Below are 10,522 nucleotides of genomic sequence, written 5' to 3' on the forward strand. Positions count from 1 at the left end.
TTTTGATTCATATTCATAAAAAACACGTCACCCTTTCTCATTAACATAAGAAAATAGTAACGTGCTTTTAACTTCAAAAATAGTCTAAATCCTTAAGTTGATGGATGTGTGATACTACCCCTACTACTATTTTTTGAGGCAAGTTTATGAGTTAATAAAAGATTTATGGCAATGTAATGCTTCAAATATTACAAGGATGTTCTCTAAAAACTATGCTTTCGGGCAATATTATGGTTCAAATTGTGGCGGACTTATAATTCAAATCACAAAATAAATCGGATGCTAGAAGACCAAAATAAAGTTAATAGACCAATACTCACTGATGATACAAAAGAAAGAATCCAACGCTCTTTACAGCAATCCTTAGAATACAATGAAGAGGTATTCCTCTCTTACTACAGAAAGGGATATTTACATCACCAATACATAACAGTGACTTCTATAGATCCAGGAAACAAATTGATTCATTGTCTTGATGCTTTTAATACACATACACAATTAAAATTTGATGAATTAATTGATATTAAATAAAAAGAATGCATACACAATCGTACAATTTATTAAGAAGACTCCATTCTGAAAAAATTTAATCAAAATGGAGTCTTTTGTTAGAAATATTCATTTGTTTTTTTAAAATACTGAAAATAATTAATGCAAAATAGTTATTTAAAAGAGTTAAACCCCTAACGGTACGTTAAGAGGCTGTGATTAACAAACTCTTACTAAAAATACATGAGATTGATGAAGAAATATGATAATTGATCCCTCGCATTATAGCACTAAATTAATTTAAATTTCAACTTGATAAATTTTCGTGTGCATTCAATTTATTAAAATACGTATTATCCGTTCAAACGATACTAAAAATTTAAAATGGTATAAGCATATTTATAGACCTGTCTTTTATTGTTCATATAAAATAAAAAAGTACGAAATACCCTATTTTGTATGTGATCCTGCAAGGTAACTTGTGGGATTTTTTATTGTCATTAAATCGGAGGGATTATATGGGATACTTTAATGTTGAATTAATGAAAGCTGAAATTACTCAAGAAGAAGCTATATATATAGTTACAAATTATATACAAAGGATAGCTGACAATAAGGCAGATAAATTATATGCTGCCGAAGTAATTGAGAGAGTTCATAATGAGGATAGCTCAACGAAAGATATTGATTTTATTATACGTTGTCGTAAAATGCTATAAAACAAAAAGGAACTCTGCAATATTAAAGAGTTCCTTTTTTATATTGTATTGAAAAAATTTTATGTTTCTTAAAAATGCTCTTAGAATTTCAGGATAAAGTGAGTAAAATGCATATGTAGAAAGGAGGTTTTACAATATGCAAAATCAAACAAAAACTTTTCATTTGAAAATAAAATTTTTCGGATTCAAAATAAGTATTAATTATTCCTTTTAAAAGAATCTAGCCTGTTTTTATTTGAGTACTAAAAGGTAGGATATCTCTTATTCCTATCTTTTAGTTTAACACCATTATTTTCATGAATTTTTAGACTGTAACAATTTTATTAGATCCTAAAATCTCTAAACTTTTCTCTAAAACTTTCTCATTATCAATGATAATAACATGCAATTTTTTTCTAGCTCTTGTCATCATTTGATAGAGCATTTTTGTATTATCATAATAGTAATCTTTTTTACTTGTTAGTAAATTTTTATTGTAAAAAAAGTTAGAATCTATCACTACAATTACATTATCAAATTCCTGTCCAATAACCTCATGTGCGCTTTTATTATCTCCGTTTTGATACACTTCATATGGATAATATTTATTTCCGTAACCAGGCGTATAATTTATAGCCTTCCATCCCCTATCAGTCAGTTCTTGAATATAATCCCTCACACTAGTATGACCCTCAAAATACTGCACGCTAATATTAGAATAAATTTGATGTGCATTACTTTTTGATGTATCAAACAAATTTGTGATAAAGGAAATAATCTCTTTATTGGTTCTAATTGTTTTTGTCAATGGAAAATGTCTTGGAGATACCTCAGCTTTTAAAAATTCAGGAATATTATTGCTAACTTCCCAACTAGCCAGACATTGATTAGGATCATATGAAAAAATACATTTCACATTGTTATCATTAATCCTTTGTAATATTTCCTCTAATTGGTCTTTACGTATGCGTTGAACTTCGTCTATGACAATCAGATCATATTCATTAAAGGTATAACTTTCATAGTATCTTATACCTGTTACTTCCCAATCATAAAACATTAGCTTTCTATGCCCAGCATTTACAGTTCCACAATGAATAATAAGTACTCTTTTGGAGTTATTTATATATTCTTTTGCAATATCATACGCTAAAAGAGTTTTACCAGTTCCAGCAGCTCCTTCAATTGCAATATAGGATGGTCCTCCCTCCTGTCTTAAATTTATAATCTCAGTTTTATAGTTATCTTGATGTTCAGTCAAAAAATACTGATTCTCTAGAAAGGCTTCTGTAGAATTGAATGGTGAGACTAAATAATTACAGGGATCAAACTCTTGATGTATGTCTTCAATTTCAATTAATTTTTGTTTATGTATTTGTTTAAATAAAAATTCAATATCACTCTCTTTAAATTCTTCATTTTCGTTTAAGTAATAAAGCTTTTCTTCTAAGGCAACGTAAGTGAACTGTAAAACTTTCTTTTCTAAAAAACTGAGATAATATTTATTACTTAAAAGTTGCTTTTTCATTCTATCCCCAGTATTTTTTCTTTTCAATTCTATATTAATAATAGTTTCTTCTCCAAATCTTAAAAGATCAAACTCTTTATTAATTTGGTTAATTTTATATCCTACATAAAATCCCTCTACTATTTTTAAAATATTTACAAATGATAGAAGCTCTTTAACTAAAGAACTTAAATCTTCGATTTCATCTTTTTTAACTTTAATGTCAAAATGTTCTTTATATAATTCAAATACGGAAGGTGATAGCTTTTCACTTGCATCAACTAGAGACAATAAATTTATAGGTTTCACATCAATCTTTCCCCTCAACTTAAAATAAATATCTAAACACTATCTTATTCTATTAATAAAATACCACATTTAAATGAATCTGGTAAAAATAACAAAGTACACATATAAAAAGCAAGTAAATAAAATCCCAGTAGTTAATCAAAAAACAGAATATTCAATTTTTATTTTTTCAATAACAACATCACCTTGAAATTCCGCTAACATGTTAAGATTATGGAAATATATACTAATAGGGTGAGGGGATTAAATATGAATGTGCAAACTGTCTCCAAAGGAGAAATAACAAATCTACTAAACAATTGGTATCAATCCATCATTTCACAACATGTACTAAAATCCACAAATTTCAAGAAAGAAATTGATAGCAAGATTCATCAAATTGAAGAAGACCAAAATATACTTATCTATTATTCATTACTAGATTTTAGATATAAGTTACTTACCCATGACGTTAAAAACTATAAAGATAGTTTAGAAAAGATAGATTGTATACCTGATCAAGCAGACACCTTCCTAAAATATTATCATAGTTTTTTTAAAGCAATTTATTCAATTAATATAGGAGATTACACATCAGCTAAAGAGCAATACGAAGAAGCTGAAACATTATTAAAGGATATTCCAGATGAACTTGAAATAGCTGAATTTAATTATATGTTTGGTTCTTTCCACTATCATATTTATCAGCCACTACCAGCAATCAAATATACTACAAAGGCAAAGGAATTATTTTCAAAGCATGCAGGGTATGAAATCAAAGTTGCTGCTTGTAATAACACACTAGGTCTTGCTTGTACTTCCCTCGGTCAGTATGAAAGTGCGGAAGAACACTTCCTTGCAGCTTTAAATACTTTCAACAAACACGACGAGGATAAACTATCAGCAAAAGTGAAACATAATTTAGGGTTATTGTACGCAGATCAAAACCTTTCCGAACTAGCAATAAAATACCTAAATGGATCACTTGTAAATAACCAAAAAACATTGTTCTTATTAGCGCAGGAGTATTTCAAATTAAATGATAAAAATGCTGTCACGTTGCATATTAAAAATGGATTAAAAATTTCAAACGAAGAGTATAATCATCATTTCAATATTCTAAAAGGATTAAATGACAATATAAGTACAGATGAATTGGAAGAAATCATTTTGGCAGGAATTTGTTATTTTAAGAAAGAAGAGTTATGGAAATACGTAAAAGATTATTCAGCTATTTTAGGCAATAAGTTTTACGATTCAAAATCGTATGAAAAAGCGAGCAAGTATCTACACATGACAAATGAAGCTGATAAAAAGGCTTCAGAGAAAGGAGCTTTAAAATAATGAAAAAATCTCTATTAATTTTTGCTATTATCACAGGTTTTTTATCTTTCAGCTTCAGTAACAATACAAACTTACAATCTGTATCAAAAGAAAAAGTAGATTTTGTTCAATATGCACATGGTGAAACTATTTAACACAATGAAATACTACAAAGTTATGTCATTACCCCTTTACAATGCATAACACAAATAATTATTAACAAAATAAAAAGAACCTATCATGTAGGTTCTTTTTATTTGCTGTATAAAGTTTTATAAGAAATGCTTTAACGTTACCTTTTCAGAATACAGTGATTTTCATATGTCCTTAAATTTATAACAATAACTTTTCTACACCTACGCCATCCATTAATAACAGTTTCAAAGAAGGTGATATTTTAATTGCTTCTTCGATATCTAAATCTCCAAAATCCACCATATATAATCCAAATCCTTCTTTTCCATTTGCATATAATAGCACTTTCCCACCTTCATCATCACCAATTGCAAGTGAGTTAGGTATATATTTTTGGATATTATGAGCTTCATTCATCTCTATACAATCTGCTGGACTCCAAATACGGATATATATTTCATTATTTACATTAATCTCTGCATCTGTACAATGTTGAATTATCTCTAGATAATCTGAAGGAACATCTATTGATGAAAAACCTTGTAACTCTTGAATTGTTTCTTTAGTTGCTGGAGGTTCTTGTGTTTCTAAAGTGAAAACTGCATTTAAGTTCTCAAGTATACTCATTAATACTCAATCCTTTCATATTTTACTTTTAACTTATCAAGCATTCTATATTGTTGTTCTAAAGTTCCTCTAATAGTTTCTTTAGAAAATCCCGCTTTTTCAAAATCAGAAACTATATTCTTTAATTCCGCTTGTAAAGAAGAGCTCCATTTTCCATTTCCTAAGGCTACACGTTCATCACGTCTCAAGTTCTGCGCATTAGTAATAATAGTATGTGGTAACCCCTTTCCTGTTTCAATCGTCACTGTTGGTGCAAGTTTTGGATCATATCCATATTGACTTAAATTTGCTTCCGCCCATTTCCCTTGTAAACCGTGATGAGATTGTAACTTCCCTCCATTTGGACCTCTCCCTTTTGGTTTAGGCATTGATTGTATATGCGTTTTATTAAAAAGTACATAATTCGATTCAGCACCCTTTACAGTTTTAACAGCACTAGCTGACATCTTTACACCTTTACCGATTTTAACCAACTTCCCGATTGGTGTAATACCGGCTACCGCCATACCTCCAGCTATGACTCTGTCAAAAGTACCAAGTTTCTCTCCCGTAGACGGATCTACACCTTCCCAAGCACGCCGAACATCATATTCTCCACTTATTTCACCTGTAATATCTCTGGCTAATTTATTACCATCAAATTCTTTTTTTCCTGATGCTAATGAAGTTTCATTGTTTATTGTTTCTTCTTGATTTAAATCGCTATACACAATTTTATCAGATTCACGTGCTTTTTCCTCTGTGATTTTTTGAATTGATGCAGTCCAGTTCATATTTAAATCTTGTATACTGAATGTTCCACTCGCAGGACTAAAACCTTTCCCACTTTGAACTTCTGCAAGACCTTGAGCAATACTCGTAGCTAATTGAAGCGCTGTATCAAAATTACTACTAGAAACATAATTAAATTCATATAAATGCTCTAGTTTTTCTTGAAGCTTTTGTTTCATCGTATCATAAATTCCCACCATAACTTGCATTCCTGGAAGGGTAATACTAGTTCCTTCAATGTCTGCTTTCATTCGGTCAATTTCTCGAATTTGTTCTCGTATTTCTTGTTCAATGACATCTGTTGTAGCGACTTGTGATTGAAAATCGTTCGGAAAGGAATTATTCTGTCGAATTAATTCTTCACACAAATAAATAATTCCTTGAGCTAAAGGATGAAATGTCTGTGCAAAGAATGTCTTCCCTGTATCATAAGTTTTCCCTTGCAAAATAGTATCGCCCACAAAAGCATCAATTGAATTAATAACTTGTTCCATACCTTGAATAGTGGCTACACAAAAAGCATTCATACTTTCTGTTTGAGCTTGTACTTCTCCCAAATACATGTTTAAACCCATGTACTCCCCCCTTAATAAGTAAATGATACCAACTAAAGGATAAAATTGTAAACTATGATTTTATTGATTTTTTTGATAATTTTAACTATAAAATCCTTAATGTTATTTCGCCGCCTTGTATCCTACAATTAATTCCGCAACCTATTTTTAAAACAATCGTAGCACAAAGTCAATTACACTCTCCCAAAAGGTACACCTTTAGATATAGTATATTCTTTGCAGCTTAAACTACTTCAAAAGGTATCAAAATGTACTTAAGACACACTTCATAAGTACACACACTTTTTGAGATGTGTTTGTTGAATGATTTTATGCTTATTGGAGGAGGATAGTGTCCCTATCAGTTGGATACACCACAGAGAATCCCCTTATTGTGCTGTTTATTGTTTTTAATATTTAATCTGGTACATGAAATTTTACAATTAAGTTATTCCTTTGTTTTACTTATAAAATTCCTATAGCATTCTATATGAATTTTGTGGTATTATAGAGATAGAAAATTTGTTTCCATTGTTTATACTCTATTGTACGTAGCGTGAAGGACAAACCTTACGCCCTGTTAACTCGGGCGAGGTTTGTCCTTTTTTTTTACTTTAAGGAGGAATTTACTATGAAAAAAATCTACAAAATTGGAGCAATTGTTACTACTTTATGTGTTGCTTGTATTGCGATCTTTACTTTAACTAAGAATGAATCAGTCAATACAGAAACTATAACACCAGAAAAAACAATTGTATCTGCTGCAGATGTAAAAGGATCACCTGAGAATATAAAAGATATTTCAAAAGAAGAATTAAAGGGAAAAATACAATCCCATGAAGAGTTCATTGCGTATTACTATCAACCAACCTGTCATTTTTGTAAAAAAGCTGCACCGGATATCAATCGTATGTCAAAAAAGCATGATAGAACCATTTATCGTATTGATATCTCTACACCAGAAAATCAAAGTGCCTTTCAAGAGTTCGACATTCCAGGTACTCCAGTTGTTGTAGCTTATAACAGAGGTGAAGAAATTGAACGTCTAGAAGGAGCAGTGTCAGCTGCTACCTATGATGGATTCTTTGCAAGACGTAATTCGAGCGCTAGCTAGTATAGTGCTCGTTTTTTCTGTTTAAGAAAGGAGAATTGACATGCAACAAAACGCCCGTATTCATTCGTTAGACATAATAAGAGGTATAGCCATACTATGTATCCTATTTGCGAATCTACCCACTATGACGGGACTAGATCCCTTTAATCAAGCGGGTTATATCGGTACAGATAAAGTGATTCGTTTTTTAGTAGATTTGTTTATACAGGCAAAGTTCTATACTATTTTCGCATTCTTATTTGGAGTAGGATTTTACATTTTTATGAAAAATACAGAAGCAAAAGGATATCCCATGTATAGGCTATTTATCCGAAGACTATGTATCTTACTACTCTTCGGTTTACTCCAATTCACCTTTCTATGGTATGGAGATATTCTACATGCGTATGCCTTAGCTGGATTTATTCTATTGTTCTTCTATAAGCGATCTACTAGGCTTATTTTTATAGCTGGTTGCAGTTTCCTAATGGTTAGTTATGTATTACATATCATTGTATTTTTGCGAGCAAGTTCTTCTATTTCAGAAGTGCCCAATTACTATCAATATATGTTTACAGGTAACACTACCAATCACACTGTAAATCTATTTATACATTATTCTCATCAAATAAAAGCACGTCTTTTCTTTCTAATGACTCAGGAATTCCAGCAACTACTAATAGGAATTCCGGAATATATAGGCTTATTTTTAATAGGGTTATGGGCTGGTAAGAAAAATATTTTTAAAAGGGTACCGGAATTAATAAAGAAAATTAGATTTTTACAGTGGAGTTCGTTATGTATCTCATGCCTTCTCTCTTATCCTATTATCTACTACTTTATAAAAACAGATGTCTATTACTCTCAGGATGTACAACTATGGATTCTATTTGGAGGGAAAATGCTAGCTATATTCTATATTTGTACTCTACTGAGAGTTTGTGAGAATAAAAAATATATAGAATGCCTGCACCCCTTTATGAACGTTGGCCAGTATGCTTTAACGAATTACATCACTCAAAGCATACTTACGCTTGTCATTCTTTCGTGGTGCTTTAAAGATGTCTCACACGTATATTACTGGCAATTATGTATCTTTGGGCTTTTAATTATTTTTGTACAAATTATATTCAGCAAGATTTGGAGTAAATATTTCCGTTATGGTCCTATTGAGTGGGTATGGAGAAAAGGAGTTTACAAGAAATAGGGGCACTATATCATTCTGATCCTATTAAACATTAAATAAAAAAGTGCAAAATCTATCAACAGATTTCGCACCAAAAACAGATAAAAAATACAATCACTAGAAACATAGGAGAGTGTTTCACCACTTATTATAAACCATATCTTTACATTTTTGTGTTGTAATTTTAAAATATGTAAAGATTCAATATTTTGTTTTAAATTTTCTTTTTATTTAAGTTATACTAAACTACAAAGGAACAACTCTCCTTTAGGCCGTCAAACATTATGCTAACAAAACACACACCAAAAAAACCAATTCCCGTGTAATGGAATTGGTTTTTTTGGTGTGCAATTCAGTCAATACAGCAACTTGAACCCACATTTTCAAATGTAGTCTTATTAATCTTACCATAATTTTAAAATTCTTAAACAAAAAAACTAAATCACTAGTAAGTTACGTGAATCCGCTGCTTTTTCATCAAGAAATCTGGAGTATAACAACAATTAAGTTCATACTAGCATGAACAACAAATGATACTAGTAACCTATTAGTACGCATATATACTACAGCTAGTATAACTCCAATTAAAAAATACCCAAATATAAATGGAAAATCAAAATGCATGATAGAAAAGAACAATGCGCTTATTAGTATGCTCCAAGTTTTCTTAAACTTAGACATTAAAATGTTTATGGCCGCATAACGAAAAACAAACTCTTCTACTAAAGGTGCAAGAAGAACAATTGAAACAAGTGCCACAGGAGATATTGCTGCTGCAGCGACTGTACTAGACGTATTTGCTGATTGCGTAGTTAGCTGGAATACACCCTTATCTAACACGCTACCAACCATCTGCGCAAGAAATACGAATATGATCCCAACTAAAGTCCATATGAATGAATTTCTTGATAATTTAATCGAAAACTTTGGATCATTTATTATTTCTTTACTATATATAAGAAAAATGATTATCAGCATAAGTGAAAACCCAATTAGTTCCCAATGCACAAGAAGTTGTTGAATTGCTTGCTGTTGGTTTCCCTGAATATCATACCAGCCCGTCTTCGCTAGCAATTGTACACCTATAATCCCAACAAATTGAGTCATTACAAAATAAATGAGTATGATATAACCTGATTTATGTATATTACTATTATTCATGTTAATGTATTCGCCTTTCACTTTTTTATTTAATTAACGATTTTGTTTTTAATAACGAACTTTCATTGGATCCAGTGATGTTTTTCGTTCGTCTTTTTTATAAAATTTTCATGTTATTTTTGTAAAGCCATTTCATTTTCTTTTTTAACACGTTTTCGATTACACCAGTAGCAAAGATTGGGACCCTTATGATTCATTGATGGTCTATATAAAGTTTTAACTGGCTTGCTGCATTTTGGGCATTTTTGTTTATCATATTTCACGATTTCATTCCCCTCTCAAATAAAAATTTTGTTTAGTTCTTGCAGTCAGCTTTTTGCTAACTTCCTTTTTATTTACGATCGAAGAATGATAAAAATTCACTGTAGCTAAAAAGTTCAAATTCTCCCGTGTCACTTTTAACAGCTATACCTACATCCTCTGGTGTTCTAAACATCTTGAAATCTTCATAGTTAAACCAATATTCTTTATCAATACTGAATCCTCTTAAATTGGCTTTTGGTACGACGTACATCCAATCTCTAAGATTTATTAGTAACTCAATTGAATCCTGTAAAAGATCTAGAGTATCATCCATATATATTCCCCTCGTATATTAATATTTAAGCCCTATCTCAGGCTTAGTTTTACTCTCTAATAAGAGTCCAGTAATAAAGAAAATACTTGGACGTCTCAAGATATTTCTAGATA

General features: G+C 30.6%; 11 protein-coding genes. 6 read left to right on the top strand and 5 right to left on the bottom strand.

All coding sequences use genetic code 11. The features are described from left to right. The first annotated feature begins 279 nt into the window (after window positions 1-279). A complete protein-coding gene (locus tag MR168_RS30245; RefSeq protein WP_000888766.1) occupies window positions 280-531 on the top strand; it encodes a YolD-like family protein in 252 nt (83 codons plus the stop codon). Between the two features lie 476 nt (window positions 532-1,007). Beyond that, window positions 1,008-1,208, top strand: coding sequence for a hypothetical protein (locus tag MR168_RS30250; protein WP_021727833.1), 201 nt, complete (start codon window positions 1,008-1,010; stop codon window positions 1,206-1,208). 304 nt (window positions 1,209-1,512) lie between these two features. Here MR168_RS30250 and MR168_RS30255 read toward each other — a convergent pair whose 3' ends face one another. Next, window positions 1,513-3,003, bottom strand: coding sequence for a DNA/RNA helicase domain-containing protein (locus MR168_RS30255; protein WP_000802626.1), 1,491 nt, complete (start codon window positions 3,001-3,003; stop codon window positions 1,513-1,515). Window positions 3,004-3,252: 249 nt separating this feature from the next. Here MR168_RS30255 and MR168_RS30260 point away from each other — a divergent pair, with 249 nt between their 5' ends. Both MR168_RS30260 and MR168_RS33500 read left to right on the top strand, forming a co-directional pair. Further along, window positions 3,253-4,326 carry a Rap family tetratricopeptide repeat protein gene (locus MR168_RS30260; protein WP_001102776.1) on the top strand — a complete coding sequence of 358 codons (1,074 nt, stop codon included), beginning with the start codon at window positions 3,253-3,255 and terminating at the stop codon, window positions 4,324-4,326. Next, window positions 4,326-4,460, top strand: coding sequence for a hypothetical protein (locus MR168_RS33500; RefSeq protein WP_000749279.1), 135 nt, complete (start codon window positions 4,326-4,328; stop codon window positions 4,458-4,460). The genes MR168_RS30260 and MR168_RS33500 overlap by 1 nt, the downstream gene beginning before the upstream one ends. Before the next feature lie 178 nt (window positions 4,461-4,638). Here the strand turns inward: MR168_RS33500 and MR168_RS30265 are convergent, their stop codons facing one another. After that, complete coding sequence (locus MR168_RS30265) at window positions 4,639-5,067, bottom strand: SMI1/KNR4 family protein (RefSeq protein ID WP_000025329.1); 429 nt, start codon at window positions 5,065-5,067, stop codon at window positions 4,639-4,641. Next, on the bottom strand, window positions 5,067-6,413 hold the full coding sequence (locus MR168_RS30270) for a pre-toxin TG domain-containing protein (RefSeq protein ID WP_000523962.1): 1,347 nt from the start codon (window positions 6,411-6,413) through the stop codon (window positions 5,067-5,069). The genes MR168_RS30265 and MR168_RS30270 overlap by 1 nt, the downstream gene beginning before the upstream one ends. Before the next feature lie 610 nt (window positions 6,414-7,023). On the opposite strand from MR168_RS30270, the gene MR168_RS30275 reads away from it, so the two are divergent. Together MR168_RS30275 and MR168_RS30280 are read left to right on the top strand one after the other, a co-directional pair. Continuing rightward, entirely contained in the window at window positions 7,024-7,506 is a 483-nt protein-coding gene (locus tag MR168_RS30275) for a thioredoxin family protein (RefSeq protein WP_000725572.1), read from the top strand. A gap of 40 nt (window positions 7,507-7,546) precedes the next feature. Next, window positions 7,547-8,692, top strand: coding sequence for a DUF418 domain-containing protein (locus MR168_RS30280; RefSeq protein ID WP_001186844.1), 1,146 nt, complete (start codon window positions 7,547-7,549; stop codon window positions 8,690-8,692). A 456-nt stretch (window positions 8,693-9,148) separates the two neighbouring features. On the opposite strand, the gene MR168_RS30285 is transcribed toward MR168_RS30280, so the two are convergent. Both MR168_RS30285 and MR168_RS30290 read right to left on the bottom strand, forming a co-directional pair. Further along, window positions 9,149-9,832, bottom strand: coding sequence for a CPBP family intramembrane glutamic endopeptidase (locus tag MR168_RS30285; protein ID WP_001065855.1), 684 nt, complete (start codon window positions 9,830-9,832; stop codon window positions 9,149-9,151). Between the two features lie 331 nt (window positions 9,833-10,163). Further along, window positions 10,164-10,409: a hypothetical protein gene (locus tag MR168_RS30290; protein WP_000342852.1), complete on the bottom strand. Its 246-nt coding sequence runs from the start codon at window positions 10,407-10,409 to the stop codon at window positions 10,164-10,166. Window positions 10,410-10,522: the final 113 nt, after the last annotated feature.

The sequence above is a fragment of the Bacillus cereus group sp. BfR-BA-01356 genome (assembly GCF_022663635.1).
GTDB classification, from domain to species: Bacteria; Bacillota; Bacilli; order Bacillales; family Bacillaceae_G; genus Bacillus_A; species Bacillus_A cereus.

What these genes read in the sequence shown, in the direction of transcription:
- MR168_RS30250 (WP_021727833.1), top strand. Translation starts at nt 1,008, where the DNA reads ATGGGATACTTTAATGTTGAATTAATGAAAGCTGAAATTACTCAAGAA.
- MR168_RS30270 (WP_000523962.1), bottom strand. Translation starts at nt 6,413, where the DNA reads ATGGGTTTAAACATGTATTTGGGAGAAGTACAAGCTCAAACAGAAAGT.
- MR168_RS30265 (WP_000025329.1), bottom strand. Translation starts at nt 5,067, where the DNA reads ATGAGTATACTTGAGAACTTAAATGCAGTTTTCACTTTAGAAACACAA.
- MR168_RS30290 (WP_000342852.1), bottom strand. Translation starts at nt 10,409, where the DNA reads ATGGATGATACTCTAGATCTTTTACAGGATTCAATTGAGTTACTAATA.
- MR168_RS33500 (WP_000749279.1), top strand. Translation starts at nt 4,326, where the DNA reads ATGAAAAAATCTCTATTAATTTTTGCTATTATCACAGGTTTTTTATCT.
- MR168_RS30260 (WP_001102776.1), top strand. Translation starts at nt 3,253, where the DNA reads ATGAATGTGCAAACTGTCTCCAAAGGAGAAATAACAAATCTACTAAAC.
- MR168_RS30245 (WP_000888766.1), top strand. Translation starts at nt 280, where the DNA reads ATGCTAGAAGACCAAAATAAAGTTAATAGACCAATACTCACTGATGAT.
- MR168_RS30280 (WP_001186844.1), top strand. Translation starts at nt 7,547, where the DNA reads ATGCAACAAAACGCCCGTATTCATTCGTTAGACATAATAAGAGGTATA.
- MR168_RS30275 (WP_000725572.1), top strand. Translation starts at nt 7,024, where the DNA reads ATGAAAAAAATCTACAAAATTGGAGCAATTGTTACTACTTTATGTGTT.
- MR168_RS30285 (WP_001065855.1), bottom strand. Translation starts at nt 9,832, where the DNA reads ATGAATAATAGTAATATACATAAATCAGGTTATATCATACTCATTTAT.